At 55.9% G+C, this 24011-nt stretch carries 38 protein-coding genes and 1 pseudogene; 37 read left to right on the forward strand and 2 right to left on the reverse strand.

The window, feature by feature from the left end; translation table 11 throughout:
* The 34 genes and pseudogenes from tuf to J7395_RS12395 all read left to right on the forward strand — a co-directional run.
* A pseudogene (gene tuf / locus J7395_RS12230) lies at positions 1–155 on the forward strand (elongation factor Tu); the annotation flags it as partial.
* 118 nt (positions 156–273) lie between these two features.
* The gene (gene rpsJ / locus J7395_RS12235) at positions 274–582 is read left to right on the forward strand and encodes a 30S ribosomal protein S10 (RefSeq protein WP_007091508.1); all 309 of its coding nucleotides are present in this window, start codon (positions 274–276) and stop codon (positions 580–582) included.
* A gap of 16 nt (positions 583–598) precedes the next feature.
* Entirely contained in the window at positions 599–1318 is a 720-nt protein-coding gene (rplC, locus tag J7395_RS12240; protein ID WP_062952329.1) for a 50S ribosomal protein L3, read from the forward strand.
* Positions 1319–1323: 5 nt separating this feature from the next.
* On the forward strand, positions 1324–1944 hold the full coding sequence (rplD, locus tag J7395_RS12245; protein ID WP_062952330.1) for a 50S ribosomal protein L4: 621 nt from the start codon (positions 1324–1326) through the stop codon (positions 1942–1944).
* Positions 1941–2243 carry a 50S ribosomal protein L23 gene (locus J7395_RS12250; RefSeq protein ID WP_007091505.1) on the forward strand — a complete coding sequence of 101 codons (303 nt, stop codon included), beginning with the start codon at positions 1941–1943 and terminating at the stop codon, positions 2241–2243. The genes rplD and J7395_RS12250 overlap by 4 nt, the downstream gene beginning before the upstream one ends.
* Before the next feature lie 3 nt (positions 2244–2246).
* Positions 2247–3074, forward strand: coding sequence for a 50S ribosomal protein L2 (rplB, locus tag J7395_RS12255; RefSeq protein ID WP_062952331.1), 828 nt, complete (start codon positions 2247–2249; stop codon positions 3072–3074).
* A 16-nt stretch (positions 3075–3090) separates the two neighbouring features.
* A complete protein-coding gene (gene rpsS, locus J7395_RS12260; protein ID WP_007091503.1) occupies positions 3091–3369 on the forward strand; it encodes a 30S ribosomal protein S19 in 279 nt (92 codons plus the stop codon).
* A gap of 2 nt (positions 3370–3371) precedes the next feature.
* The gene (gene rplV / locus J7395_RS12265) at positions 3372–3752 is read left to right on the forward strand and encodes a 50S ribosomal protein L22 (protein ID WP_062952332.1); all 381 of its coding nucleotides are present in this window, start codon (positions 3372–3374) and stop codon (positions 3750–3752) included.
* On the forward strand, positions 3752–4438 hold the full coding sequence (gene rpsC, locus J7395_RS12270; RefSeq protein ID WP_062952333.1) for a 30S ribosomal protein S3: 687 nt from the start codon (positions 3752–3754) through the stop codon (positions 4436–4438). The genes rplV and rpsC overlap by 1 nt, the downstream gene beginning before the upstream one ends.
* Positions 4439–4450: 12 nt before the next feature.
* Positions 4451–4870, forward strand: a complete 420-nt coding sequence (gene rplP, locus J7395_RS12275) for a 50S ribosomal protein L16 (protein ID WP_007091500.1) — start codon at positions 4451–4453, stop codon at positions 4868–4870.
* A gap of 6 nt (positions 4871–4876) precedes the next feature.
* Positions 4877–5077, forward strand: coding sequence for a 50S ribosomal protein L29 (rpmC, locus tag J7395_RS12280; RefSeq protein ID WP_007091499.1), 201 nt, complete (start codon positions 4877–4879; stop codon positions 5075–5077).
* A 26-nt stretch (positions 5078–5103) separates the two neighbouring features.
* A complete protein-coding gene (gene rpsQ / locus J7395_RS12285) occupies positions 5104–5337 on the forward strand; it encodes a 30S ribosomal protein S17 (RefSeq protein ID WP_007091498.1) in 234 nt (77 codons plus the stop codon).
* Between the two features lie 34 nt (positions 5338–5371).
* Complete coding sequence (gene rplN, locus J7395_RS12290; protein WP_007091497.1) at positions 5372–5740, forward strand: 50S ribosomal protein L14; 369 nt, start codon at positions 5372–5374, stop codon at positions 5738–5740.
* Entirely contained in the window at positions 5740–6057 is a 318-nt protein-coding gene (gene rplX, locus J7395_RS12295) for a 50S ribosomal protein L24 (protein ID WP_007091496.1), read from the forward strand. Before rplN ends, rplX begins: the two co-directional genes overlap by 1 nt.
* Positions 6058–6068: 11 nt before the next feature.
* A complete protein-coding gene (gene rplE, locus J7395_RS12300; RefSeq protein ID WP_062952334.1) occupies positions 6069–6608 on the forward strand; it encodes a 50S ribosomal protein L5 in 540 nt (179 codons plus the stop codon).
* A gap of 14 nt (positions 6609–6622) precedes the next feature.
* On the forward strand, positions 6623–6928 hold the full coding sequence (rpsN, locus tag J7395_RS12305; protein ID WP_062952335.1) for a 30S ribosomal protein S14: 306 nt from the start codon (positions 6623–6625) through the stop codon (positions 6926–6928).
* A 12-nt stretch (positions 6929–6940) separates the two neighbouring features.
* Positions 6941–7339, forward strand: coding sequence for a 30S ribosomal protein S8 (gene rpsH, locus J7395_RS12310; RefSeq protein ID WP_062952336.1), 399 nt, complete (start codon positions 6941–6943; stop codon positions 7337–7339).
* Positions 7340–7351: 12 nt separating this feature from the next.
* Positions 7352–7885, forward strand: a complete 534-nt coding sequence (gene rplF, locus J7395_RS12315) for a 50S ribosomal protein L6 (protein WP_062952337.1) — start codon at positions 7352–7354, stop codon at positions 7883–7885.
* 11 nt (positions 7886–7896) lie between these two features.
* Positions 7897–8250: a 50S ribosomal protein L18 gene (gene rplR / locus J7395_RS12320; protein ID WP_062952338.1), complete on the forward strand. Its 354-nt coding sequence runs from the start codon at positions 7897–7899 to the stop codon at positions 8248–8250.
* 11 nt (positions 8251–8261) lie between these two features.
* The gene (rpsE, locus tag J7395_RS12325; RefSeq protein WP_007091490.1) at positions 8262–8843 is read left to right on the forward strand and encodes a 30S ribosomal protein S5; all 582 of its coding nucleotides are present in this window, start codon (positions 8262–8264) and stop codon (positions 8841–8843) included.
* A gap of 6 nt (positions 8844–8849) precedes the next feature.
* A complete protein-coding gene (rpmD, locus tag J7395_RS12330; RefSeq protein WP_007091489.1) occupies positions 8850–9044 on the forward strand; it encodes a 50S ribosomal protein L30 in 195 nt (64 codons plus the stop codon).
* Between the two features lie 30 nt (positions 9045–9074).
* Positions 9075–9560 carry a 50S ribosomal protein L15 gene (gene rplO / locus J7395_RS12335; RefSeq protein WP_062952339.1) on the forward strand — a complete coding sequence of 162 codons (486 nt, stop codon included), beginning with the start codon at positions 9075–9077 and terminating at the stop codon, positions 9558–9560.
* A gap of 81 nt (positions 9561–9641) precedes the next feature.
* Positions 9642–10988, forward strand: a complete 1347-nt coding sequence (gene secY / locus J7395_RS12340) for a preprotein translocase subunit SecY (protein ID WP_062952340.1) — start codon at positions 9642–9644, stop codon at positions 10986–10988.
* Between the two features lie 33 nt (positions 10989–11021).
* The gene (locus J7395_RS12345) at positions 11022–11666 is read left to right on the forward strand and encodes an adenylate kinase (RefSeq protein WP_037990968.1); all 645 of its coding nucleotides are present in this window, start codon (positions 11022–11024) and stop codon (positions 11664–11666) included.
* Between the two features lie 120 nt (positions 11667–11786).
* Positions 11787–12155 carry a 30S ribosomal protein S13 gene (rpsM, locus tag J7395_RS12350; protein WP_007091485.1) on the forward strand — a complete coding sequence of 123 codons (369 nt, stop codon included), beginning with the start codon at positions 11787–11789 and terminating at the stop codon, positions 12153–12155.
* Positions 12156–12170: 15 nt separating this feature from the next.
* The gene (gene rpsK, locus J7395_RS12355; protein ID WP_062952341.1) at positions 12171–12563 is read left to right on the forward strand and encodes a 30S ribosomal protein S11; all 393 of its coding nucleotides are present in this window, start codon (positions 12171–12173) and stop codon (positions 12561–12563) included.
* 120 nt (positions 12564–12683) lie between these two features.
* Complete coding sequence (locus tag J7395_RS12360) at positions 12684–13700, forward strand: DNA-directed RNA polymerase subunit alpha (protein WP_007091483.1); 1017 nt, start codon at positions 12684–12686, stop codon at positions 13698–13700.
* A gap of 196 nt (positions 13701–13896) precedes the next feature.
* Positions 13897–14328: a 50S ribosomal protein L17 gene (gene rplQ / locus J7395_RS12365; RefSeq protein ID WP_007091482.1), complete on the forward strand. Its 432-nt coding sequence runs from the start codon at positions 13897–13899 to the stop codon at positions 14326–14328.
* A 235-nt stretch (positions 14329–14563) separates the two neighbouring features.
* A complete protein-coding gene (locus tag J7395_RS12370) occupies positions 14564–16039 on the forward strand; it encodes a DegQ family serine endoprotease (RefSeq protein WP_247742104.1) in 1476 nt (491 codons plus the stop codon).
* Positions 16040–16078: 39 nt separating this feature from the next.
* Positions 16079–17389, forward strand: coding sequence for a replication-associated recombination protein A (locus J7395_RS12375; protein WP_062958921.1), 1311 nt, complete (start codon positions 16079–16081; stop codon positions 17387–17389).
* 119 nt (positions 17390–17508) lie between these two features.
* A complete protein-coding gene (locus tag J7395_RS12380; protein WP_062952344.1) occupies positions 17509–18114 on the forward strand; it encodes an NAD(P)H-dependent oxidoreductase in 606 nt (201 codons plus the stop codon).
* A gap of 200 nt (positions 18115–18314) precedes the next feature.
* The gene (locus J7395_RS12385) at positions 18315–18842 is read left to right on the forward strand and encodes a DUF1499 domain-containing protein (RefSeq protein WP_209221640.1); all 528 of its coding nucleotides are present in this window, start codon (positions 18315–18317) and stop codon (positions 18840–18842) included.
* Positions 18843–18944: 102 nt separating this feature from the next.
* Positions 18945–19337 (forward strand): fluoride efflux transporter CrcB, encoded by a 393-nt coding sequence (gene crcB / locus J7395_RS12390; protein WP_062958923.1) that lies wholly within the window; start codon positions 18945–18947, stop codon positions 19335–19337.
* Positions 19334–20425, forward strand: a complete 1092-nt coding sequence (locus J7395_RS12395; protein WP_062952347.1) for an RluA family pseudouridine synthase — start codon at positions 19334–19336, stop codon at positions 20423–20425. The genes crcB and J7395_RS12395 overlap by 4 nt, the downstream gene beginning before the upstream one ends.
* A gap of 90 nt (positions 20426–20515) precedes the next feature.
* Here the strand turns inward: J7395_RS12395 and J7395_RS12400 are convergent, their stop codons facing one another.
* Positions 20516–20788 carry a hypothetical protein gene (locus J7395_RS12400; RefSeq protein ID WP_062952348.1) on the reverse strand — a complete coding sequence of 91 codons (273 nt, stop codon included), beginning with the start codon at positions 20786–20788 and terminating at the stop codon, positions 20516–20518.
* A gap of 202 nt (positions 20789–20990) precedes the next feature.
* Between J7395_RS12400 and J7395_RS12405 the strand changes: the two genes are divergently transcribed.
* Both J7395_RS12405 and J7395_RS12410 read left to right on the forward strand, forming a co-directional pair.
* Positions 20991–21689, forward strand: coding sequence for an HAD-IA family hydrolase (locus J7395_RS12405; protein ID WP_062958924.1), 699 nt, complete (start codon positions 20991–20993; stop codon positions 21687–21689).
* Complete coding sequence (locus J7395_RS12410) at positions 21679–22164, forward strand: SRPBCC domain-containing protein (protein ID WP_062952350.1); 486 nt, start codon at positions 21679–21681, stop codon at positions 22162–22164. The genes J7395_RS12405 and J7395_RS12410 overlap by 11 nt, the downstream gene beginning before the upstream one ends.
* Positions 22165–22232: 68 nt before the next feature.
* Here the strand turns inward: J7395_RS12410 and J7395_RS12415 are convergent, their stop codons facing one another.
* Complete coding sequence (locus tag J7395_RS12415; RefSeq protein WP_209221641.1) at positions 22233–22847, reverse strand: HAD family phosphatase; 615 nt, start codon at positions 22845–22847, stop codon at positions 22233–22235.
* A gap of 281 nt (positions 22848–23128) precedes the next feature.
* Between J7395_RS12415 and J7395_RS12420 the strand changes: the two genes are divergently transcribed.
* On the forward strand, positions 23129–23953 hold the full coding sequence (locus J7395_RS12420; RefSeq protein WP_209221642.1) for a dienelactone hydrolase family protein: 825 nt from the start codon (positions 23129–23131) through the stop codon (positions 23951–23953).
* Positions 23954–24011 lie beyond the last annotated feature (58 nt).

The following is a 24011-nucleotide window of genomic DNA, read 5'->3' on the forward strand; positions in this document are numbered from 1 at the left end:
TGCCGGCAGGCACGGAAATGGTTATGCCGGGCGACAACGTCCAGATGACCGCGACCCTCATTGCACCGATCGCAATGGACGAAGGTCTGCGTTTCGCAATCCGTGAAGGCGGTCGTACCGTCGGCGCGGGCGTTGTTGCCAAGATCATCGAGTAATTTTCTCTTGATCTTTGTGAAGCGGGCGGCTATGTAAGCCGCCCGCAACACTTTTGCGGCAATCGTCAACTCCAGTTGAGGGGCCGGTGTCCTTTTGAGGGCTCCGGTACATAATTACATGGATAGTCAGAACATTCGCATTCGCCTGAAGGCGTTTGACCATCGCGTGCTGGATCAGTCCACGCGCGAGATCGTCAATACGGCGAAGCGCACTGGCGCAGAGGTCCGCGGCCCGATTCCGCTGCCGACCCGCATTGAGAAATACACTGTTCTGCGGTCTCCGCACATCGATAAGAAATCGCGTGAACAGTTCGAAATCCGTACGCATAAGCGTCTTCTCGACATTGTCGACCCGACTCCCCAGACCGTTGATGCTCTGATGAAGCTCGACCTGGCTGCAGGCGTCGACGTCGAGATCAAACTTTAATCGGGAGTAAGCCGCAATGCGTAGTGGACTTATTACCCAGAAGGTTGGCATGACTCGCGTCTTCACGGACGAAGGCGTGCACCTTCCTGTCACCGTTCTGAAAGTCGATAACCTTCAGGTCGTTGCTAATCGTACCAGCGACACCGACGGTTACGTTGCTGTTCAGCTTGGCTATGGCAAAGCAAAAGTGAAAAACGTATCGAAGCCGATGCGCGGTCACTTTGCAAAAGCCAAGGTTGAGCCGAAAGCGAAACTTGCTGAATTCCGCGTTAGCGAAGATGCGCTGATCGAAGTCGGTGCCGAACTTTCGGCTGCCCACTTTGTCGAAGGCCAGTTCGTTGACGTTATCGGCACCTCCATCGGTAAAGGTTTTGCCGGTGCGATGAAGCGCCATAACTTCGGTGGTCTGCGTGCGTCGCACGGTGTGTCTGTATCGCACCGTTCGCATGGTTCCACCGGTCAGTGCCAGGATCCGGGCCGCGTCTTCAAAGGTAAGAAGATGGCTGGTCACATGGGTGCGGCTCGCGTTACCGTTCAGTCCCTGAAAATCGTCTCTACCGACGCTGACAAGGGTCTTGTTCTGGTTCACGGTGCTGTTCCGGGTCATGCTGGTGCGTATGTCCTTGTTAAGGATGCTGTGAAACGTGCTGCACCGGAAGGTCTGCCGTTCCCGGCCGCGCTTAAGGGTGCTGCTGCCCCGGCTGCTGAAGAAGCTGCCGCCGAGGATAAGGAATAAGCATCATGAAGCACGATATTCTGAAACTTGACGCGTCCAAGGCAGGTAACATCGATCTTGCAGAAGAGATCTTTGGTCTGGACGTTCGTCGTGACATCCTTCACCGCATGGTGAACTGGCAGCTGGCAAAGCGTCGCGCCGGGACCCATAAGGTCAAGGAAAAGAGCGAGATCTCTGCGACCACGAAAAAGTTCGTACGTCAGAAGGGTAGTGGCGGTGCACGTCACGGTTCCCGTAAAGCCGTACAGTTCCGTGGTGGTGGTGTAGCGCATGGTCCGCGTGTTCGCGATCATTCGCACGATCTGACCAAGAAATTCCGTAAGCTCGCGCTGAAAACCGCTCTGTCGGCCAAAGCAAAGGACGGTAAGCTTATCGTTCTGGACTCCGCGGAATTCTCGGACGCCAAAACCAAGAATCTGGTCGCAGTTTTCGCTAAGCTCGGCTGGAAATCTGCACTGATCATCGACGGTTCGCAGGTCAATGAGGGCTTTGCACGCGCTGCGCGCAACATCCCGCAGATTGATGTGCTGCCCGAGATTGGTGCTAACGTCTATGACATCCTGCGCCGTGACACCCTGGTGCTGACCAAGGGTGCGGTCGAAGCGTTGGAGGCACGTCTCAAATGACGATCATCAGCAAAGAGCGGATGTACGAAGTCATCCGCGCCCCGCATATCACTGAAAAGTCGACGCTGATTTCTGAACACAACGCCGTTGCGTTCAAAGTTGCGATCGACGCCACCAAGCCGGAGATCAAGGCTGCTGTGGAAGGTCTGTTCGGGGTGAAGGTCAAGGCGGTCAATACCTCTGTGGTAAAAGGCAAGACCAAGCGTTTTCGCGGTACTGTCGGTCGCCGGAGCGATTTCAAGAAAGCGATGGTTACCCTCGAAGAGGGTCAGTCCATCGACGTGACGACGGGAATCTAAGACATGGCTTTGAAGAAGTTTAAACCAACCTCTCCTGGTCGCCGTCAGCTGGTTCTTGTCGATCGTTCCGATCTCCACAAGGGCAAGCCGATCAAAGCGTTGACCGAAGGTCTTCGCAAGAAAGGTGGCCGTAACAACTCTGGTCGTATCACCGCCCGCCGTATTGGTGGTGGTCACAAGCGTCGTTACCGCATCATCGACTTCAAACGTACCAAGTTTGATGTCGTCGGTACGGTCGAACGTCTGGAATATGATCCGAACCGCACGGCGTTCATCGCCCTGGTTCGTTATTCCGATGACGAGTTGGCCTACATCCTCGCACCGCAGCGTCTTGCTGTCGGCGACAACGTTGTTGCTGCCGAACGCGTAGACATTAAGCCGGGTAATGCCGCACCGCTGAAGAATATTCCGGTCGGTACCATCGTCCATAACGTCGAACTGAAAGCCGGTAAAGGTGGTCAGATCGCACGTTCGGCAGGCACCTATGTGCAGCTTGTCGGCAAGGACCAGGGTTACGCCCAGCTTAAGCTGTCCTCCGGTGAGGTACGTTTGGTTCGTGGTGAATGCATGGCTACCATCGGTGCCGTGTCCAACCAGGACCAGCAGAACACAAACCTTGGTAAAGCAGGCCGCAATCGCTGGCTTGGCAAGCGTCCTTCGGTTCGTGGTGTTGCCATGAACCCGATCGATCACCCGCATGGTGGTGGTGAAGGTCGCACTTCGGGTGGTCGTCACCCGGTTACGCCGTGGGGCAAGCCTACCAAGGGCAAACGTACCCGCTCGAACAAAAAGACTGACGCGCTCATCATGCGCCGTCGTCATAAGAGCTAACGGAGGAGGCTAGACTATGGCGCGTTCCGTTTGGAAGGGTCCGTTTGTAGACGGATACCTTCTTAAGAAAGCCGAAACAGTCCGTGCTTCAGGCCGGAATGAGGTAATTAAGACCTGGTCGCGGCGCTCGACGATTTTGCCGCAATTCGTAGGCCTCACCTTTGGGGTTTACAATGGCCAGAAGTTTCTGCCGGTACTTGTGAACGAAGATATGATCGGTCATAAGTTCGGCGAGTTTTCGCCGACCCGTACCTACTATGGTCACGCGGCCGACAAGAAGGCGAAGAGGAAGTAACGATGGGTAAAAAAGCTGACATCCGTCGGCTGGCGGATAACGAGGCCGCGGCTTCGCTCCGGGCAGTACGCATTTCCCCGCGTAAGCTCAACCTCGTCGCCGAGTCGATCCGTGGTATGAAGGCAGAGGCTGCTTTGGCAGAGCTCACCTTCTCCAATAAACGCATTTCGCAGGACGTCAAAAAGCTGCTGGAATCGGCGATTGCTAACGCCGAGAACAACCACCAGCTTGATGTCGACCGTCTCTATATCAAAGAGGCGACTGTTGGTAAGGCATTCGTGATGAAACGTTGGCGGGCCCGCGCACGCGGTCGCGTTGGCAAGATCGTCAAGCCGTTCTCCAACATGCGCATCGTCGTCTGCGAACGTGAGGAGGCCGAGTAATGGGTCAGAAAGTAAATCCGATCGGTCTGCGCGTTGGCATTAACCGTACCTGGGATTCCCGCTGGTACGCCAACAAGTCCGATTTCGCTGGCCTTCTTCATGAAGATCTGGCGATCCGTAAATACATCTTCGACCGTCTGAAACAGGCGGGTGTTTCGAAGGTGATTATCGAACGTCCGGCGAAAAAAGCCCGCATTTCGATCCACTCCGCCCGTCCGGGTGTTGTGATCGGGAAAAAAGGCCAGGACATCGAGAAGCTCAAGAATGATCTGCAGAAACTGACCAAGTCGGAAGTGCAGGTTAACATCATCGAAATCCGTAAACCGGAAATCGATGCCAAGCTGGTCGCTGATAACATCGCCCAGCAGCTTGAGCGCCGTGTTTCGTTCCGTCGCGCGATGAAGCGCTCGGTTCAGAACGCAATCCGTCTCGGTGCTGGTGGCATTCGTATTAATGCTGCTGGTCGTCTTGGTGGTGCTGAAATCGCTCGTACCGAATGGTACCGTGAAGGTCGCGTTCCGCTGCATACCCTGCGTGCGGACGTTGATTATGGCACTTCGGAAGCTCACACCACCTATGGTGTTTGCGGTCTGAAGGTCTGGATCTTCAAGGGCGAAATCATGGCTCACGATCCGTTGGCTTCAGAGCGTAAAGCGCTCGAGTCGGCTGGTTCAGGTCGTAAGTAAGGAGATAGAGAGATGCTTTCTCCAAAACGTACAAAGTTCCGTAAAGCACACAAAGGTCGCCTTAAAGGTGAGGCCAAAGGTGGTACGGAACTTAATTTCGGCGCTTATGGCTTGAAAGCCTTGGAGCCGGAGCGTATAACGGCGCGTCAGATCGAAGCGGCTCGCCGCGCGATCACCCGCCACATGCGCCGTCAGGGCCGTGTGTGGATCCGTGTTTTCCCGGATCTCCCGGTATCGCAGAAGCCTGCTGAAGTCCGTCAGGGTAAAGGCAAAGGCTCGGTCGAATATTGGGCGGCACGCGTAAAACCGGGTCGGATTATGTTTGAACTTGACGGTGTTCCGCTGGATCTTGCACGTCGGGCTTTCGAGCTCGCAGCGGCAAAATTGCCGATCAAGACCAAGTTTGTCACGCGTCTTGGTGAAGGGGAGTAATTAGTGATGAAAATTGCTGATCTCCGCGCGAAAAGCGCTGATGAACTAAAACAGATGCTGCTCGACCTGCGTAAGGAATCGTTCAATATGCGTTTCCAGCAGGCTTCCGGTCAGTTCGAGAACACTGCGCAGGTCCGTAAGGTCCGCCGTGATATCGCCCGCATCAAAACCCTTCTCGGAAACGAGAAGGGTGCTACTGCGGCCTAACTGGACACGCATAGGAGTTAAGACACATGCCGAGGCGTGTATTGCAGGGGACAGTCGTTTCGACAAAAAACGACAAGACCGTGGTGGTCCGTGTGGAACGCCAGGTCATGCACCCGCTGTATAAAAAGTATGTGCGCAAGTCGAAGAAATTCCACGCGCATGATGAAGAGAACCGCTTCAAGACGGGTGACGTCGTTCGTATTCGCGAATGCCGGCCGATCTCGAAATTGAAGTCTTGGGAAGTAGTGGTCGAGGAGTGAGTCCTCAGCCCAACCATAGTCAAGGGGTAAACCCATGATCCAGATGCAGTCCAATCTGGACGTTGCCGATAATAGCGGCGCTCGCCGTGTTCAGTGCATCAAGGTGCTGGGCGGCTCGAAGCGCAAAACCGCTAATGTCGGTGATGTTATCGTGGTTTCCGTCAAGGAAGCCATTCCGCGCGGTCGTGTTAAGAAGGGTGCAGTTCACAAAGCTGTCATCGTTCGGACCGCAAAGGAAATTCGTCGTTCCGATGGTTCGGCGATCCGCTTTGACCGTAATGCTGCCGTTCTTATTAATGCGAACGGTGAGCCTATCGGTACGCGTATTTTCGGCCCGGTGACCCGTGAACTTCGTTCGCGTGGTTACATGAAGATCATTTCGCTTGCCCCGGAGGTGCTGTAATGGCTGCCAAGATTAAAAAGGGTGATCGCGTCATTGTTCTTACGGGTAAAGACAAAGGGAAAACCGGCGAAGTTATCGCCGCTTTCCCGACCGAGAACAAAGTTCTGGTTTCGGGCATCAACCTGGTGAAACGTCACCAGCGTCCGACCGGTGCTGATGCTGGCGGCATCGTCGAGAAGGAAGCGAAAATCAACGTTTCCAACGTGGCGATTGTCGACCCGAAAGAAAACAAGCCGACCCGCGTCGGTTTCAAGACCCTCGATGATGGTCGCAAGGTTCGCGTAGCGAAGCTCAGCGGCGAAGTCATCGACAACTGAGGGACGGAAAAATGACGCGCCTGCGCGAACATTATAAAGAAGTGGTGCGTGACGCACTCCAGAAGGAGTTCTCCTACGAGAACTCCATGGAGGTTCCGCGCCTCGAGAAGATCGTGATCAATATGGGTGTCGGCGACGCCACCCAGGATCGCAAGAAGCTGGAAGGTGCGGCAGCCGATCTTACTGCCATCACCGGTCAGAAGCCTATCTTCACCAAAGCGAAAAAGTCGGTAGCGGCTTTCAAGCTTCGTGAAGGCATGAACATCGGTTGTAAAGTGACCCTGCGTCGCGACCGTATGTACGAGTTCCTGGACCGTCTGGTCACTGTCGCGCTTCCGCGCGTTCGTGACTTCCGCGGCCTGAACAAAAAATCCTTCGATGGTCGTGGCAACTTTGCCATGGGCCTCAAGGAACAGTTCGTCTTTCCTGAAGTCGAGTACGACAAAGTCGACTCGGTTCGCGGGATGGACATCATCATTTGCACCACGGCAAAGTCCGACGCCGAAGCTCTCGCCCTTCTCAAGGGCTTTGATCTTCCGTTCGGAAACTAACTGGAGGTTGGCCCATGGCCAAGAAAAGCGCCGTTCAGCGCGAACTTAAACGTGAGCGCCTGGCTAAGCAGCATGCTGCCAAGCGTGCCGCCCTTAAAGCGGTCATCAGCAACCGCGAGACGTCCCCTGAGGATCGTATCGCGGCTGTGATCAAACTCGCCCAGCTGCCACGCAACTCGGCCCGTATCCGTCAGCGTATTCGCTGCCAGGTTTCCGGTCGTCCGCGCGGTGTCTATCGCAAATTCCGCCTGTCCCGTATCGCCCTTCGTGAACTTGCTTCGCGTGGTCAGATCCCGGGCATGGTGAAGTCGAGCTGGTAAGGAGGACATCACATGTCGATGACTGATCCCGTAGGCGATATGCTCACGCGTATCCGCAACGGTCAGCGCGTTGGTAAATCCAGCGTTGCTTCGCCGGCTTCAAAACTGCGTACCGGTGTGCTGGATGTTCTCCAGCGCGAAGGTTATATCCGCGGTTACAGCATTAATGAAATTCGCAAGGGCGTCAGCGAAATCAACATCGAACTCAAATATTTTGAGGGCGAAGGCGTGATTAAGCAGATCGACCGCGTCTCGACCCCTGGTCGTCGTGTCTATTCGAAGATCAAAGATCTTCCGAAAGTTTACAACGGCCTGGGCATCGCAGTCCTGTCCACTCCGAAAGGGGTTCTGTCGGATCAGGAGGCTCGCGAGCAGAATGTCGGCGGCGAAATCCTCTGCAAGGTATTCTAAGGAGGGCCAACGATGTCGCGAGTAGGAAAAAACCCGGTGGTCGTGCCTAACGGCGTTACCATCACCCTGACCGAAGAACAGATCAGTGCAAAAGGCAAGCTCGGTGAGCTTCGTCTGCCGCTGACCTCGGACGTAACTGTTTCACAGGATGACAACCAGATCACCGTGAAACCGGCCAACGATAGCAAGCGCGCACGTGCCCTTTGGGGTACCACCCGTGCCAATATCGCAAACCTCGTAACCGGGGTTTCGGACGGCTTCACCAAGAAACTGGAAATCACCGGTGTTGGTTACCGTGCGCAGGTCCAGGGCAATAAACTGGTTCTGCAGCTTGGCTTCTCTCATGACGTGGAAATGGAGATCCCCGCGGGTCTTAACGTCGTCGCAGAAAAGCCGACCCTTATCGCCATCTCTGGCGCAGATAAACAGCTCGTTGGTCAGTTCGCTGCAAATGCACGCGGCTGGCGCGGTCCGGAGCCTTACAAAGGCAAAGGTGTCCGTTACGAAGGCGAGTATATCTTGCGCAAAGAAGGCAAGAAGAAGTAAGGACTGGCACGATGAAAAACGCGAGAAACCTCTTCGAGCGCCGCAAACGCCGCGTTCGTTTTGCGATCCGCCAGAAAGCGGCCGGTCGCCCGCGCCTCAGCGTGCACCGTTCCAACGCGCATATCTATGCACAGATCATCGACGATCTGGCAGGCAAGACCCTTGCCTGCGCATCGTCGGCCGAGAAAGATCTCGGTGGCAAAGGCAGCAATGCCGAAGCAGCTGTGCTGGTCGGTAAAGCTATTGCCGAACGTGCCGTTGCCGCTGGTGTGAAAACGGTCGTATTCGATCGTGGCGGGTATTTGTTCCATGGCCGGGTGAAAGCTCTGGCCGATGCCGCCCGTGAGGGCGGTCTGGACTTCTAAGGAGCACGACCATGGCACGTAATCAGAATACACAACAGCAGCAGCAGGCGCCGAAAGCCCGTGAAGAAAACGAACTCGTCGACAAGCTGGTTGGTATCAACCGCGTCGCGAAAGTCGTTAAGGGCGGCCGTCGCTTTGCTTTCTCCGCAATGGTTGTCGTCGGTGACCAGCGCGGTCGCGTCGGATACGGCACGGGTAAAGCCCGTGAAGTTCCGGAAGCGATCCGCAAGGCTACCGAAGCAGCCAAGCGCAACATGATCCGCGTTCCGTTGCGTGAAGGCCGTACCCTTCACCACGATGTGCAGGGCCACTTTGGTGCAGGTCGGGTTATTCTCCGTTCTGCTCCGGCTGGTACCGGTATCATTGCTGGCGGTGCGATGCGCGCAGTTTTCGAAACCATGGGTGTTCAGGACGTCGTGTCCAAATGCACCGGTTCGAACAACCCGCACAACGTTATCCGTGCAACTCTTGACGCTCTGGTCAACGGCGCTTCACCGCGTCAGGTCGCTGCAAAACGCGGCCTGAAGGTTGGCGAGATCGTTGCCCGTCGCGATAGCGGTTCGGCTGCGGCCGCCGTTCTCGAAAAGGAGTAATTCGATATGGCTGCTAAGAAAAAAGCGACCGTACGCGTTACCCAGACGGGTTCGCCGATCGGACGTCCGGCTGATCAGCGCCAGACCCTTGTGGGTCTTGGCCTGAACAAACTGCACCGGACTCGTGAGCTGGAAGATACTCCGGCTGTTCGCGGTATGATCGCCAAGGTCAAGCACCTCGTCCGCGTGGACGAGGCCTGATTGGCCCCCAGATCGAAAAGGTGTTGATTAATGAAACTCAACGAACTTGCCGATAACCCGGGTGCCCGCAAGGCGCGCACCCGCGTCGGTCGCGGTATCGGTTCGGGTAAAGGCAAAACTTCTGGCGCAGGTCAGAAGGGTCAGACTTCCCGTTCCGGTGTAGCGATCAATGGCTTCGAAGGCGGGCAGATGCCAATCTACCGTCGTCTTCCGAAGCGCGGCTTTAAAAATCCGTTCCGGAAACTGTTCGGTGTTGTGAACCTTGGTACCCTTCAGACCGCCGTTGATAACGGTGTTCTTGAAGAAGGTGCGAATGTCACCATCGAAGTTCTGGTCGAAAAAGGCCTGGCCCGTCCGCAGAAAGACGGTCTGCGTCTGCTCGCCAAAGGCGAACTGAAAGCGAAACTGAACATCGAAGTTACCGGTGCTTCCAAGTCGGCTATCGAAGCCGTCGAGAAAGCTGGTGGTTCGGTCAAGGTTCTTGCTCCGGTCGTCGCAGCAGAAACCGCAGAATAAGCCTCTATGACTACGTGAGGGTCCGGTTCCCAAGATTACGGGACCGGACCCTCCAGTTTTAGCGTATTGGGAGATGAGTGCATGGCATCGGCCGCCGAGCAGCTTGCCGCGAACCTGAACTGGTCGTCTTTTTCTAAGGCAACCGAGCTTAAAAAGCGTATATGGTTCACTTTGGGCGCGCTTATAGTTTACCGTCTGGGAACCTATATTCCTATTCCCGGCGTTGACCCGTCCATTCTTGCTGATATTTTCCAGCAGAATGCTGGTGGCGTCCTGGGCATGTTTGACATGTTTGCTGGTGGTGCGCTTGGGCGTATGACCATCTTCGCGCTGAACATCATGCCTTATATCTCTGCCTCGATCATCATTCAGCTGATGACCACTGTTTCGCCAAGCCTTGAGGCTATGAAAAAAGAGGGCGAGCAGGGGCGTAAAAAGATTAATCAATATACCCGTTATCTGACCGTTCTGATCGCCACGATCCAGGCGTGGGGCATTGCCGTTGGTCTTGAAAGCATGAGCGGTTCAACCGGCTCTGCGGTTCATGATCCGGGCATGTTCTTCCGCTTTACCGCGGTCGTGACGCTTGTTGGCGGCACCATGTTCCTGATGTGGCTGGGCGAACAGATCACCCAGCGCGGTATCGGTAACGGCATTTCGCTTATCATCTTTACCGGCATTGTTGCGGGCCTTCCGGCCGCGATCGCGGGCACCCTTGAACTGGGCCGTACCGGTGCGATTTCGGCACTGGTGATCGTTGCGATCCTCGTGCTGGCTGTTGCTGTCATTGCCTTCATCGTGTTCGTGGAACGTGCGCAGCGCCGTGTTCTGATCCAGTACCCAAAACGCCAGGTCGGCATGAAGGTCATGGAAGGTCAGAGCTCGCACCTGCCGCTCAAGATCAACACGGCCGGCGTTATTCCGCCGATCTTTGCAAGCTCGCTTCTGCTGATGCCGCTTTCGGTTGCACAGTTCACTGCCGGTGCGGATGCGCCTGTGTGGCTCAGCACCGTGACGGCACTGCTTGGCCGTGGCCAGCCGCTTTATATCGGTCTGTATATCGCGCTTATCGTCTTCTTTGCCTTCTTCTACACCGCGGTTGTTTTCAACCCGGAAGATACGGCAGACAACCTGAAAAAACATGGTGGCTTCATTCCGGGCATCCGTCCGGGCAAGAATACCGCCAACTATCTGGATTTCATCCTGACCCGTCTGACGGTCATCGGTGCGGCTTATCTGGCATTCGTCTGTATCCTGCCGGAACTGCTGATCGCCGAATGGTCTGTGCCGTTCTACTTTGGTGGGACTAGCTTGCTGATCGTTGTCACGGTAACCATGGATACCGTAGCACAGATCCAGTCGCATATGCTGGCGCACCAGTATGAAGGCCTGATCAAGAAATCCAAATTGCGTGGACGCCGCCGCTAAGGCGGCGCCACCAAGACCGTCAGGGGGACGACAATGAACATTATCCTTCTTGGCCCTCCGGGTGCTGGCAAAGGGACCCAGGCAAAGCGTCTTGAAACCGGACGCGGCATGATTCAGCTTTCGACCGGTGACATGCTGCGCGCAGCGGTCGCCGCCGGTACCGAGCTGGGGCAGAAGGCAAAGGAAGTCATGGATGCGGGCAAGCTCGTCTCCGACGATCTGATGATCGGTCTGATTTCCGAACGACTTGACCAGGACGATACCAAGAACGGTTTCATTCTGGATGGTTTTCCGCGCACCACAGCCCAGGCACATGCCCTGGACGTGATGCTGGAAACCAAGGGACTGGCACTTGATTATGTGATCGAGTTGCGGGTTGACGATGCCGCCCTTGTGGCACGTATCGTTGGTCGCTACACCTGCGCGAAATGCGGGCAGGGATATCATGACGAGTTCCAGAAACCCAAGCAGGACGGTGTGTGCGACGTATGTGGCAGCACCGAATTCAAACGCCGTGCGGATGACAATGCCGAGACGGTCACATCGCGACTGGAAGCTTATCACAAGCAGACAGCACCGATCATTCCCTACTATGAGAATGCCGGTAAGCTGAAAACAGTTGACGGGATGGCCGAAATCGACGAAGTTACGCGCGAGATAGAAGCCATCCTGGGGTAATTTCCCGGGCAGGGCATTTTTTTGCTGGCGGGTTGGCAGTATTGCTGGCCCGCTTTTGCAGCGCCCCGTCCTACCGGATCTGCCGCAGGGTTTGTTAACAGGAAACAGGAGTCTCACACAGTGGCTCGTATTGCTGGCGTAAACATCCCGACCGCTAAGCGTGTCGTGATTGCGCTTACCTACATCACCGGCATTGGCCCGGCGAAAGCTAAAGAAATTTGCGCAAAGGTTGGCATCGAAGCAGCAACCCGCGTTCATCAGCTCTCTGATGACCAGGTTCTCAAGGTGCGTGAAGTCATCGACGCTGATTACACCGTCGAAGGCGACCTTCGTCGTGAAACCGCAATGAACATTAAACGTCTGATGGACCTGGGCTGCTATCGCGGTCTGCGTCATCGTCGCGGTCTCCCGGTACGCGGTCAGCGTACCCACACCAACGCCCGCACCCGCAAGGGCCCGGCTAAGCCGATCGCTGGCAAGAAGAAGTAAGGTAGGGGACAGACAATGGCAAAAGCTCCTCAGACTCGCGTGCGTCGCCGCGAGCGGAAGAACATTACGAACGGTATCGCGCACGTAAACGCGACCTTCAACAACACCATGATCACCATCACCGACGTTCAGGGCAATACCATTTCCTGGTCGACCGCTGGTGGTATGGGTTTCCGCGGTTCGCGTAAATCGACCCCGTATGCTGCACAGATTGCTGCTGAAGATGCAGGTAAAAAAGCTGCTGAACACGGCATGAAAACCCTTGAAGTTCAGGTTAAAGGCCCGGGTTCGGGACGTGAATCTGCTCTTCGTGCGCTGCAGGCGGTTGGTTTCACCATTACGTCGATCAAAGACGTAACGCCGATTCCGCACAACGGTTGCCGTCCGCGTAAACGTCGTCGCGTCTAATCGCGCCGATCTGCGGACGACCCCGCGTTTGGGCCCGGGCGACCGGGCCTCTTCGCGTTTCTCGCGGGGGCCAATTTTGTGCCCCCCTTACCATAGGCTCCAGTTGCGAAGGTGGGTCTCGTGATTCAAAAGAACTGGCAGGAACTGATTAAGCCGACCAAGCTTGATGTTACTCCGGGTACGGATGCCAGCCGCATCGGTACGATCGTGGCGGAACCGCTGGAGCGCGGTTTTGGTCAGACTCTGGGTAACGCGCTGCGTCGCATTCTGCTGTCGTCGCTCCAGGGTTCGGCGGTTACTGCGATCCAGATCGACGGTGTATTGCACGAATTTTCGTCGATCCCGGGCGTGCGTGAAGATGTCACCGACATCATCCTGAATATCAAGACCATGGGTGTGCGCATGCATGCCGAAGGTCCGAAGAAAATGGCGCTTAAAGCGACTGGTCCGGGTGCTGTCACCGCGGGCCAGATCGAAACCGGTGCCGACATCGAAATCCTTAACCCGGATCTCGAGCTGTGCCATCTTGATGATGGTGCGACGCTGAACATCGAATTCACCGTTGATAACGGTAAAGGCTATGTTGCTGCGACCTCGCATCGTTCGTCGGATGCGCCGATCGGTCTTATTCCGATTGATGCAATCTTCAGCCCGATCCGTAAAGTGGCCTACAAGGTGGAAAACACCCGTGTTGGTCAGGATACCGATTATGACAAGCTGTCGCTGACCGTTGAAACCAACGGCTCGGTCACCCCGGAAGATGCAATGGCACTTGCTGCCCGTATTCTTCAGGACCAGCTGTCGCTGTTCGTCAACTTCGACGAGCCGGAAGCGGTTGTCGAAGAGAAGAAAGAAGACGAACTGCCGTTCAACCGCAATCTGCTGCGCAAGGTCGACGAGCTCGAGCTCTCGGTCCGTTCGGCAAACTGCCTCAAGAACGACAACATCATCTATATCGGTGATCTGGTTCAGAAAACCGAAGCAGAAATGCTTCGTACACCGAACTTCGGCCGTAAGTCGCTGAACGAAATCAAGGATGTTCTGGCTCAGATGGGTCTGCATCTTGGTATGGAAGTCGGCGGTTGGCCGCCGGAAAACATCGAAGAACTCGCTCGCAAGTTCGAAGACCCGTTCTAAGAACGGATCTTCGGCCTTCGGGTCGGTACTTTGGACTGCCGGGGCAGGCGTTCTGCCCCAACCAGAAACCCGGTTTTCGGAATTTCTGGCGGGCTGGTGCCCAAAACCGCACGTGCATGACCTGATTTAGTCAGGGTGGCGGCGCGGTATCACAATCGGTTTCGTGAGCGAAGCCAAGGCAATAAGGAGAGTTCCTATGCGTCACGGTATGCAAGGCCGTAAGCTTAATCGTACGTCGTCCCATCGTAAGGCGATGTTCTCTAACATGGCGGTTTCGCTGCTCACCCACGAGCAGATCAAAACCACTCTTCCGAAGGCCAAGGATCTTCGCCCGTATGTCGAAAAACTGATTACGCTGGGCAAGCGGGGCGACCTGCATGCACGCCGTCAGGCCATTTCGATCCTGCGTGACGAGAAAGTCGTTGCCAAGCTGTTCGGCGAAATTGCTGATCGCTACAAAGAGCGTTCGGGTGGTTACACCCGCGTTCTCAAGGCTGGCTTCCGTTATGGCGATGCTGCTCCGGTTGCTGTGATCGAACTCGTTGATCGCAACCCGGAAGCAAAAGGCGCGGAAGACCGTGCTCGCCTTGAAGCAGAGGGCGAAGGCGAAGAAGCGTCTGCTGAATAAGCAACGTTTCGGCCTTTAAGATAGAAACGGGCGGTGCCAATGGTACCGCCCGTTTTCTTTTGGCATTATCGCGCATTGGAAATATTTCGAAATTCATCATATTTCCGCCAAGGTTGCGCGCAAATCCTGATCACCCTAATTTCTGTCGGGGATCTAGAACCCGACCAGACTGTTTTCCGCCCTGATCGGGGCATGTATCCCCTGATACGGCCGATTTTGTTCTATCAAGGGATAGATGCGCTGGCTTTATGAAGAAAAGAGAGAGTTCGACGTGCAGGCACGATTGATTGCGACCGTCATGACCGGGATCATGATTGTATCGGGGGCCATGTTTGGCCAGATTGGGTTGGCATCGGCACAGGATCGGCGCCTGCCCGAAAGCCAGACCGAAATAAAGATGTCCCTGTCGCCGCTGGTGAAGCAAACCGCCCCGGCCGTGGTCAATATCTATACCAAAAAGGTCGTTACCACCCAGCAGCGCAGCCCGTTTTTCAACGATCCGTTCTTCCGCCAGTTCTTTGGTGACCGTTTTGGCGGGGCATTCGGCGCACCGCGCCAACGGGTTGAACGCTCGCTTGGTTCCGGGGTGATTGTATCGTCGGATGGCACAATCGTGACCAACCACCACGTGATCGAAGGGGCCAGCGAAATTCGGGTCGTTCTGCATGACAATCGCGAATTCGATGCCGAACTGGTTGGTTCGGACGAACGCACCGACCTTGCCGTTCTGCGCCTGCGCGATGTGAAGGATGAATTGCCAGCCATTACCCTTGGCGACTCCGACGCGGTCGAAGTCGGTGATCTGGTCCTTGCCATCGGTAACCCGTTCGGGGTCGGGCAGACCGTCACCAGCGGGATTGTTTCCGCATTGGCACGTGCCGGTGTTACGGGGCAGGATTACCAATCCTTTATCCAGACCGATGCCGCGATCAACCCGGGGAATTCCGGCGGGGCGCTTGTCGATATTGATGGCAAGCTGATCGGGGTAAATTCGGCAATCTTTACCAAGTCGGGCGGGTCGAACGGCATTGGTTTTGCCGTTCCGGTCAATATGGTCAAGGTGGTGATGCGCGGCCTGATCAGTGGCGATTTGCGTCGCCCGTGGCTGGGAGCAGCCGGGCAGTCAGTGACCGCCGATCTGGCATCGTCGCTTGATCTGGATCGTCCGCACGGTGTTCTGATCAACGAAGTACGCCAGGGCAGCCCGGCCAATCGGGGCGGGCTTCTGCCCGGTGACGTCGTGATTGCGGTGAATGGCCTGCCGGTCGATAACCCGAACGAGCTTAAATTCCGTATCGCGACGCTGGAACTTGATCACGATGCGGAACTTTCCGTGCTGCGCAAGGGGCAGGAGGTGATGCTTCGGATGCCGCTTGAAGTCGCCCCGGAACTGCCGGCGCGCGAAGAAACCGAGGTCGAAGGCCGCAACCCGTTCAGCGGATCGAAAATCGCCAATGTGAACCCGGCACTTGCCGATGAAATCGGTATTGATACGCTAAGCAACGGTGTGGTTGTCCTTGCCGTAAAACGCGACAGCCTTGCGCGGCGGGCGCGCATCCAGCCCGGCGATTATATCGTCGAGGTCAATGGGGTGCCGATTGACACGGTCGCCCGCCTGAAGGAAGTTGTGAAGGCTGGCGAACGCGCCCGTGAATGGTCGATTGCGGTCAAACGCGATGGCAAGGTTCTGACCGCTGAATTCACGCTGTAACCGGCCGCCGCAACGCTTACCAAGGATCAAAGGCCCCACATGGTATCACTGTTTGAAAGTCAGGCATCCCGGCCCTTGGCCGACAGGCTGCGTCCGGCAAAGCTGGATGAAGTCGTCGGGCAGGGGCACCTGTTTGGGGATGACGGGCCGATCACGCGGATGATCAATACCGGGCGGGTGCCATCGGTGATTCTTTGGGGACCGCCCGGTTGTGGCAAGACAACTCTGGCCCGCCTGATGGCCGATGTTGCCGATATGGCGTTTGAGCCGCTATCGGCGATCTTTTCCGGGGTTGCCGACCTGCGCAAGGTGTTTGATCGGGCACGCGGGCGGCGGGCAACCGGGGCCTCGACCCTGTTATTCATTGATGAAATCCACCGTTTCAACAAGGCCCAGCAGGATAGCTTCCTGCCATTCGTTGAAGACGGCACCATTACCCTGATCGGGGCGACAACCGAAAACCCGTCGTTTGAGCTGAACGCGGCATTGCTGTCGCGCTGTCAGGTGCTGGTGCTTAAACGGTTGGATGATCAGGGCCTTGAAGAGCTTCTGGTGCGGGCGGAAAAGGAAATGGGGTTCGAGTTGCCCCTGTCGCCCGAGGCACGGGTCACGCTGCGCGCCATGGCTGATGGTGACGGGCGCTATTTGCTGAACCTTGCCGAAGAACTGTTTTTGTTGCCGCCCAGTGATGATGGACCGCTTGGCGTTGCCGAACTGTCGCGCACCGTGCAAAAGCGCATGCCGCTTTATGACAAGGGCGATGACAGTCATTACAACCTGATCAGTGCCCTGCATAAATCGGTGCGCGGGTCGGACCCGGATGCGGCCCTGTACTGGTTTAACCGCATGCTGGCCGGGGGCGAGGACCCGAAATTTGTCGCACGCCGCATCACCCGCATGGCGGTCGAGGATATCGGTCTTGCCGATCCGCAGGCGCAGCAGATTTGCGTGGGTGCGTGGGAGGCGTACGAACGCCTCGGAAGCCCGGAAGGTGAACTGGCGCTGGCACAGGCGGTAATCTATCTGGCGCTGGCGCCCAAATCGAATGCCGGTTATGCCGCCTATAAACGGTCATTGAAGGTCGCGCGCGATACCGGGTCGCTGATGCCGCCGGCCCATATCCTCAATGCCCCGACCAAGCTGATGAAGGATATCGGTTATGGCACCGGCTATGCCTATGACCATGATCAGGAAGACGGTTTTTCCGGGCAGAATTATTTTCCCGATGGCATGCGCCGCCAGAATTTTTATGAACCGGTCGAACGCGGTTTTGAACGTGATTTGAAAAAGCGGGTCGAATATTTCGACAAATTGCGCCGGGAACGTCAAAAGCAGCGCGGTGAAGACTAACCGGCAGGTATGTTGTTCTCTTTTGGTCAACAATCTGGTGAAAAGACATCAGATAATCATCGTCATGGAAACTGTTAAAGTCAGGGCAACAGAAACAAACCCGGACTTGGAGAATTCACATGACTTCGATCCTGCATATCAATGCCTCGGTTAACGGCGAAAATTCCAATTCGCGCCAGATCGCATCCAAGCTGATCGAACGCATTGTTGCCGCAACCCCGGCTGCCAACGTTGTTGAACGTGACCTGAACGATAAATCGATCCCGGCCCTGACCGGCGAGATTGTCGGCGCGTTCTATACCCCGGCTGAAAACCGTTCCGGCGCACAGAAAGACGTGATCGCCGTTTCCGACAAACTGGTTGCCGAACTTCAGGCATCCGACGTCGTTGTCATCGGTGCGCCGATGTATAACTTCTCGGTTCCGTCGACCCTTAAGGCATGGGTTGACCTGATCGCCCGCGTCGGCGTGACTTTCAACTATACCGAAAACGGCCCGAAAGGCCTGCTTGAAGGCAAGAAAGCCTATATCGTTGTTGCCACCGGCGGCGTTCCGGTCAACAGCCCGGCGGACTTCGCGACCCCGTATCTGAAACAGGTTCTTGGTTTTGTCGGTATTTCCGACGTTGATGTTATCGATGCATCCGGTTTTGCGGTAAATGCCGAGGAAGCCATGGAACGCGCGATTGCCAATGTTGCTGCCGCACCGCTTCCGAAGGCGGCATAACGTACTGCCTGTTGCCCGCGGAAATCGATAGTCGCACCCATTCCCCCCCGATGTGGCTTGCTGGTTTCCAGATAATGCCCGAACGAGTTCCTCGTTCGGGCATTTTTGCATTTGTTAACTTGACGAATTACAACAATTAACCGGTATTTAGGGAGTCCTGCGGTAGAGCAGGTCTCACAAAACGGGAACGGGGAATTTTTGTGAAACGCTTGGCGATTGTACTTGCATGGCTTCTGTTTGTTGGCGGGCTGACTTTTGCGGTGATCCGTTTTAGCGGGTTGCTCGATAGTATGCTGGTCGCAGGAGAACCGGCGGATATCAGCCTGGGCCCGGATATCGAGCTGCCAAAGTCGCCGACCTATTTCCTGATCTGTCCGCTTGAAGCATGTCCGTCGACGCATCGGAATGCCCAAAGCCCGGCATTTGACGCCGCACCGGATACCGTTGCAACCGCCTTGCAGGCAACGGCGGGCGAGCTGGGCATGAAACTGGTTGAAGGCGATGGCCTGTCGCTTGAACTGCGTTTCCTTGCCCGGACACCAATATTCCGTTTTCCCGACTGGGTTGATGTTAAAGTCATTCCCAGCGAACAGGGGGGCAGCCGTGTCTTTGCCTATTCCCGGTCGGTTTATGGCAATGACGATTTCGGCCAGAATGAAAAACGTCTGAAATCATGGATGGCGGCAACCGTTGCCCTGATCGGTCAGCAGGCAGCGCCGCAAAACTGAGTGTTCCCTTTGGGGCCGGGGCGGCCTGGCGTATTGTTATGCGACCCGCCTATGATGTTTTCACACGTGACTTTTCAAAACCGAAAGACTAGGTTCCGCGCCATGCAATTTTCACCGTTGTTTATCGCATCCATCGCATTGGGCGGAGCTATCGGGGCGGTTGCCCGATATGGTGTTTCGGCCTTTATGGGGGCGACGCTTGGTCACGGTTTTCCCTGGGGAACGTTGACGGTCAATATCGTCGGGTCTTTTGTCATGGGGCTTCTGATCGAGCTTTCGGCGGTCAAGCTATCGCTCAGTCCTGAAATGCGGGCCTTCCTTGTGACCGGCTTTTTGGGGGCGTTTACGACGTTTTCTACTTTTTCGCTCGATGTCGCGACCTTATATGAACGCGGCAACCTTGGCCTTTCGGGGCTTTATGTTGCTGTTTCGGTCTGCGTTGGCATCGCAGCATTGTTCGGCGCGATCGCGCTGGTAAGGGGAGTTCTGCAATGAGTGGTGTCACTCTGCGCAAGGTTAAGAATGACGAAGCCGAAATGCGGCTTGATCGCTGGTTCAAGCGGAACTGCCCGGAATTTACCTTTGGGCAGGTTCAGAAGCTGCTGCGTGGCGGCCAGATCCGTGTGGATGGCAAACGTGCCAAGGCCAATCAGCGGCTTGAGCCCGGTCAGGAAGTCCGTGTTCCACCCGCACCGGTCATGTCGGGTGGCGGACTGGGGCCGTGGGCCGAAGGCAATTACGATGCGGCCAACGCGGCACAGCATGTGAAATCAGGCCCGTCCAAGTCGGATGCGACCGAGGAAGAACTTCAGGCGCTGCGCGATTCCGTTATTTTCTATGACGAGGTGGTTCTTGCGATCAACAAGCCCGCGGGGCTTGCGGTGCAGGGCGGGACCAATACCGATCTGCATGTCGATGGCATGCTGGATGCGCTGAAGCTTGATAGCAAGGAACGCCCGAAGCTTGTTCACCGTCTTGATAAGGACACCAGCGGGGTTTTGCTGCTGGCACGTTCGGCATCGGCGGCCAATGCCCTGACCAAGGCGTTCAAGGATAAAACCACGCGCAAATTGTATTGGGCGATTGTTACCGGCGCACCCGACGAACGCGAAGGCCTGATTGATGCGCCGCTTGCCAAACATGGCGGCAAGGGCGGCGAAAAGATGATGATCGACGAGAAAGAGGGCAAATCGGCCCAGACGATTTATCGTCAGCTTGCCCGCGCGGGGCGTCGTGCGGCGTGGCTTGCCCTGTCGCCATTGACCGGTCGTACCCACCAGCTTCGCGCCCATTGCCAGGCGATGGAATGCCCGATCCTTGGTGATGGTAAATATGGCGGTGCCAAAGCATTCATGGATGGTCTGTCAAACCAGATGCATCTGCATGCGCGTGCGATTGATTTTCCCCATCCGGTGACCGGCCATCGGGTCGTGATCGAGGCCCCCGTGCCCGAACATTTCAGCGCAACCATCAAGGCGCTGAATTTCGATCCGAAAACGCCGACCAAATTCCTGACACCGGAAATCCACCGGGAAAAGGAAGTAAAGCCAAAGCCGAAGCCGTCGAGAACACGCAAAAGATAGGTGTTCGGAAAGCTTTCCGAAACGCGAAAAGCCGACGCAGTGCGTCGGCTTTTTCGTCCCTGTCAACGGTGTTGATGACAAATGGTTTGGTTACGGGCGCGCGACCATTTTACCGAAACGGTTAACAAACGCATCGTGAACCCGGCGTAAATGCTGGGCGTGAACCGTGTTTCCCGTGCGTTCGCAGATTTCGGCCTGACTTTTGATCATGACCGCGATCCGTTTGCGGCCACGTGGTGTGTGCACCATGCTTTCGCCTTCCTCAAGGGCGGTAAGAAGGGGGATGTGTTCACACTCGGCAATCGCGAGAATTTCTTCTTCGCGCAGATCGCTGAAATCGATGCAGTCCCGAAGCGTGAGCATATTTGCCTCCGCAGTTCGCGTGCCAACCCTGTTATCGTATCCCTACCTTGGGGTGTTCGGAAGTGGGATGAAATTCACCATTGGTTTCCATTGCTTGCCGCATAGCAAAAAATGCATCTGCGTTGCATCGGCTAGAGACTCGATCTTTGGTGAAGTTTGGAATAATCTCCGGCCCGATATAAACAGAACGGGATGACTTTTGATGGCGAATGATCCGCTCAGGCTTGTGGTATTTGATTGTGACGGCACCTTGGTTGATAGCCAGCATGCGATTGCACATTGCATGGATCATGCCTTTGCCGCACATGACCTTGATTGCCCCGGCCTTGAAAAGACACGTACCATCATCGGTCTGAGCCTGCCCGAAGCGATCCGCAAGCTTGCCGCACCGGGCATGCTTGATGACGCGATTATCGAAGGCGTTACCGCGGCCTATAAGGCGGCATTCCTTGAATTGCGCCAGACCCCGGATTTCTATGAACCGCTTTTCCCCGGTGTGCGCGAAATGCTGGCCGAACTTGACACACGCAACTGGCTTTTGGGCGTTGCGACGGGCAAGGCGCGCCGCGGGCTTGATGCGGTTCTGGCGCGTAACGCGCTTGAAGGACGGTTTGTTACCCTTCAGACCTGCGACAATCATCCATCCAAGCCCCATCCATCGATGTTGCATGCGGCGATGGATGAAACTGGTGTCGATGCGCCCAATGCGGTGATCATTGGCGATACGGCCTATGACATTGAAATGGGTCGGGCGGCCGGGATGCTGGCCATTGGCGTCAGTTGGGGGTATCACGATGTTGAAACGCTCAACAAGTCCGGGGCACATGCCGTGATTGATCATTTTGATCAGTTGCCCGGGCTGCTGGAAACCATGTGGGGAACTGGCCGCGATGCTGCCTGAAGCCGATCACAAAGACGACGATTTAAAGCCGATCCGGGTGGAAATTACCGTCCCGGTCGAGCCCGAATATGCGTTCGAGGCGTTCACCAACGGCTTTGGCAACTGGTGGCCGACCGACAGCCATTCACTGGCGCGTGAAAACTGCAAATCGGTCGAGATGAATCCCGGGCTTGGTGGCAGGATCGTTGAACATGCCAAGGGCCGCGACCCGGTGGTCTGGGGGACTGTCGATATCTGGCAGGCGGGCGAGCATATCGCCTTTACCTGGCATCCCGGCTGGGAAGAGGGGGCCTATACCCGCATCAGCGTCACGTTCGAGCAGAATGCCTTTGGCCGTTGCGTGATCCGGCTTAAACACTGGGACTGGAAAAATCTGGGTGAAATCGCCCCGATGGTCCGCGACGGGTATGAAAGCGGCTGGAAATATGTTTTCGAACAGTGCTTTGCCAATTACCTGACAGCCAAGCGGCACTGATCGGCTGATCATCGCACAAAAAAGGGCGCCCGGTTTGGCGCCCTTTGTCATTCTGGTTCGGTCCGTGATTACAGAAGACCATATTCCATCAGGTCACGGCGCAGGCGGATCGGGTCGCGGAACCAGTGGGTGGCAAAGCCCATTTCGCGCGCCTGCTGAATGTTCTTTTCGTTGTCATCGATAAACAGGGTTTCGCGCGGATCAAGCTTGAAACGTGCTGCCGTCAGATCAAAAATCTGTGGGTCGGGCTTGGCCAGTTTTTCCTGACCCGATACCAGAATGCCTTCGAAATGGCTTAAGAAACCGAACCGTTCAATCGCATGCGGCCAGGTATCCGCCGACCAGTTGGTCAGGGCAAACAAACGCACATTGCCGCGCGATTTCAGTTCTTCCAGGATGTGAACGGTGCGGTCAATCGAGCCTTTCATCATTTCCGGCCAGCGTTCCATCCATGCCGCGATCTGATCGCTATATTCCGGATAGCGATGCTGAAGATCGGGGATTGATTTGGCAAAGCGAAGCGCACCCTTGTCATGCAGGAAATTCCAGTGCGGATGACAGATCTCGGTCAGGAAGCGTTCCATTTCGGCCGGGTCGGTGAAAATCTTGCGATACAGATGCCGCGGGTCCCAATCGACCAGAACGCCGCCCAGATCAAAAAGAACCGTTTCGATAGTACGCATGATTTCCTCGGGATGAATTGCAGCACGATTGCAGTCGGCTTGTTAAAGCAGGCAAGCGGGGCCGGGGCAAGGGGGCATTTTGATGACAATTGCCGCCATGATCATACAAGGGGTTGATCCGTAACGGATTTGGGCGCGTACTCTTTGCGATGAGCGGGATTTATGACGCGAGTGTGATTTGCAAATTCTTCGCATCTTGCGAAATGATGACGCGAAGAACATCATGTAAAATACAACCTGATAAAATCGCTTGATCGTAACAATACAGAGGAGGCTTGAATATGTGCACGCTTGACGGATGCGGCGTAGACGACCATCTCGGCCCGCCGCCCAAGGCCACGGACGAAGATCGTCGTCTGTTCCTGAAGGGGGCGGTTGCCCTGCCACTCGCAGTCGTTCTGGCCGACCCGATTCTGGCCCATGCCGCCGGGTCGATGTTGGAGCCGGTGACGATCACGACCCCGGGCGGGGAAAAGATGACCGCCGAAATCGCCATGCCCGCAACCCTTCCGGCCCCGACCGTCATTCTGATCCATGAATGGTGGGGGCTTAATGATCAGATCCGTGCGGTTGCCGCCGAATATGCCAAGCAGGGCTATATCGCGCTTGCGGTTGATCTGTATGGCAAACCGGCTGCGACCACGCCGGACGGGGCCAAGGCCCTGATGTCGGCGGTTGATCCGGCGATTGCCACCGAAAAATTGCAGGAATCCGTCAAATTACTGAAAAATCACAAGGATTCAACCGGCAAGGTCGGAACGGTTGGCTGGTGCTTTGGCGGTGGCTGGTCGCTCAATACCGGGCTTGCCGCCGATGTTGATGCGGTTGTGGTCTATTACGGCAATGTCAAAAAGACCGCCGAACAGGTCTCGACGCTAAGCGCGCCATTGATGGGGCATTTCGGCACGCTTGATAAAAGCATCAACAAGCCGATGGTCGAAGGGTTTGAGGAATCCCTCAAAGAAGCCGGAAAAACCGATTATCAGATTTTCTGGTACGAGGCCGATCACGCCTTTGCCAATCCGACCGGCGGGCGTTACGACGCCGAGGACGCGATGCTGGCGTGGGAACGCACGATGGGCTTCTTTGATACCCATCTGTCCTAGGCGTCAATACAATCGTCTGCATATAAAAAAGGCCGGGGTTTTCCCGGCCTTTTGCGTA

It is taken from the genome of Thalassospira sp. A3_1 (assembly GCF_017744215.1).
GTDB lineage: Bacteria > Pseudomonadota > Alphaproteobacteria > Rhodospirillales > Thalassospiraceae > Thalassospira > Thalassospira lucentensis_A.

Bases quoted from the DNA above. Each gene is read 5' to 3' on its own strand.
- rpsJ (WP_007091508.1), top strand. From the start codon at position 274: ATGGATAGTCAGAACATTCGCATTCGCCTGAAGGCGTTTGACCATCGC.
- rplC (WP_062952329.1), top strand. From the start codon at position 599: ATGCGTAGTGGACTTATTACCCAGAAGGTTGGCATGACTCGCGTCTTC.
- rplD (WP_062952330.1), top strand. From the start codon at position 1,324: ATGAAGCACGATATTCTGAAACTTGACGCGTCCAAGGCAGGTAACATC.
- J7395_RS12250 (WP_007091505.1), top strand. From the start codon at position 1,941: ATGACGATCATCAGCAAAGAGCGGATGTACGAAGTCATCCGCGCCCCG.
- rplB (WP_062952331.1), top strand. From the start codon at position 2,247: ATGGCTTTGAAGAAGTTTAAACCAACCTCTCCTGGTCGCCGTCAGCTG.
- rpsS (WP_007091503.1), top strand. From the start codon at position 3,091: ATGGCGCGTTCCGTTTGGAAGGGTCCGTTTGTAGACGGATACCTTCTT.
- rplV (WP_062952332.1), top strand. From the start codon at position 3,372: ATGGGTAAAAAAGCTGACATCCGTCGGCTGGCGGATAACGAGGCCGCG.
- rpsC (WP_062952333.1), top strand. From the start codon at position 3,752: ATGGGTCAGAAAGTAAATCCGATCGGTCTGCGCGTTGGCATTAACCGT.
- rplP (WP_007091500.1), top strand. From the start codon at position 4,451: ATGCTTTCTCCAAAACGTACAAAGTTCCGTAAAGCACACAAAGGTCGC.
- rpmC (WP_007091499.1), top strand. From the start codon at position 4,877: ATGAAAATTGCTGATCTCCGCGCGAAAAGCGCTGATGAACTAAAACAG.
- rpsQ (WP_007091498.1), top strand. From the start codon at position 5,104: ATGCCGAGGCGTGTATTGCAGGGGACAGTCGTTTCGACAAAAAACGAC.
- rplN (WP_007091497.1), top strand. From the start codon at position 5,372: ATGATCCAGATGCAGTCCAATCTGGACGTTGCCGATAATAGCGGCGCT.
- rplX (WP_007091496.1), top strand. From the start codon at position 5,740: ATGGCTGCCAAGATTAAAAAGGGTGATCGCGTCATTGTTCTTACGGGT.
- rplE (WP_062952334.1), top strand. From the start codon at position 6,069: ATGACGCGCCTGCGCGAACATTATAAAGAAGTGGTGCGTGACGCACTC.
- rpsN (WP_062952335.1), top strand. From the start codon at position 6,623: ATGGCCAAGAAAAGCGCCGTTCAGCGCGAACTTAAACGTGAGCGCCTG.
- rpsH (WP_062952336.1), top strand. From the start codon at position 6,941: ATGTCGATGACTGATCCCGTAGGCGATATGCTCACGCGTATCCGCAAC.
- rplF (WP_062952337.1), top strand. From the start codon at position 7,352: ATGTCGCGAGTAGGAAAAAACCCGGTGGTCGTGCCTAACGGCGTTACC.
- rplR (WP_062952338.1), top strand. From the start codon at position 7,897: ATGAAAAACGCGAGAAACCTCTTCGAGCGCCGCAAACGCCGCGTTCGT.
- rpsE (WP_007091490.1), top strand. From the start codon at position 8,262: ATGGCACGTAATCAGAATACACAACAGCAGCAGCAGGCGCCGAAAGCC.
- rpmD (WP_007091489.1), top strand. From the start codon at position 8,850: ATGGCTGCTAAGAAAAAAGCGACCGTACGCGTTACCCAGACGGGTTCG.
- rplO (WP_062952339.1), top strand. From the start codon at position 9,075: ATGAAACTCAACGAACTTGCCGATAACCCGGGTGCCCGCAAGGCGCGC.
- secY (WP_062952340.1), top strand. From the start codon at position 9,642: ATGGCATCGGCCGCCGAGCAGCTTGCCGCGAACCTGAACTGGTCGTCT.
- J7395_RS12345 (WP_037990968.1), top strand. From the start codon at position 11,022: ATGAACATTATCCTTCTTGGCCCTCCGGGTGCTGGCAAAGGGACCCAG.
- rpsK (WP_062952341.1), top strand. From the start codon at position 12,171: ATGGCAAAAGCTCCTCAGACTCGCGTGCGTCGCCGCGAGCGGAAGAAC.
- rplQ (WP_007091482.1), top strand. From the start codon at position 13,897: ATGCGTCACGGTATGCAAGGCCGTAAGCTTAATCGTACGTCGTCCCAT.
- J7395_RS12370 (WP_247742104.1), top strand. From the start codon at position 14,564: ATGCGCTGGCTTTATGAAGAAAAGAGAGAGTTCGACGTGCAGGCACGA.
- J7395_RS12375 (WP_062958921.1), top strand. From the start codon at position 16,079: ATGGTATCACTGTTTGAAAGTCAGGCATCCCGGCCCTTGGCCGACAGG.
- J7395_RS12380 (WP_062952344.1), top strand. From the start codon at position 17,509: ATGACTTCGATCCTGCATATCAATGCCTCGGTTAACGGCGAAAATTCC.
- crcB (WP_062958923.1), top strand. From the start codon at position 18,945: ATGCAATTTTCACCGTTGTTTATCGCATCCATCGCATTGGGCGGAGCT.
- J7395_RS12395 (WP_062952347.1), top strand. From the start codon at position 19,334: ATGAGTGGTGTCACTCTGCGCAAGGTTAAGAATGACGAAGCCGAAATG.
- J7395_RS12400 (WP_062952348.1), bottom strand. From the start codon at position 20,788: ATGCTCACGCTTCGGGACTGCATCGATTTCAGCGATCTGCGCGAAGAA.
- J7395_RS12405 (WP_062958924.1), top strand. From the start codon at position 20,991: ATGGCGAATGATCCGCTCAGGCTTGTGGTATTTGATTGTGACGGCACC.
- J7395_RS12410 (WP_062952350.1), top strand. From the start codon at position 21,679: ATGCTGCCTGAAGCCGATCACAAAGACGACGATTTAAAGCCGATCCGG.
- J7395_RS12415 (WP_209221641.1), bottom strand. From the start codon at position 22,847: ATGCGTACTATCGAAACGGTTCTTTTTGATCTGGGCGGCGTTCTGGTC.
- J7395_RS12420 (WP_209221642.1), top strand. From the start codon at position 23,129: ATGTGCACGCTTGACGGATGCGGCGTAGACGACCATCTCGGCCCGCCG.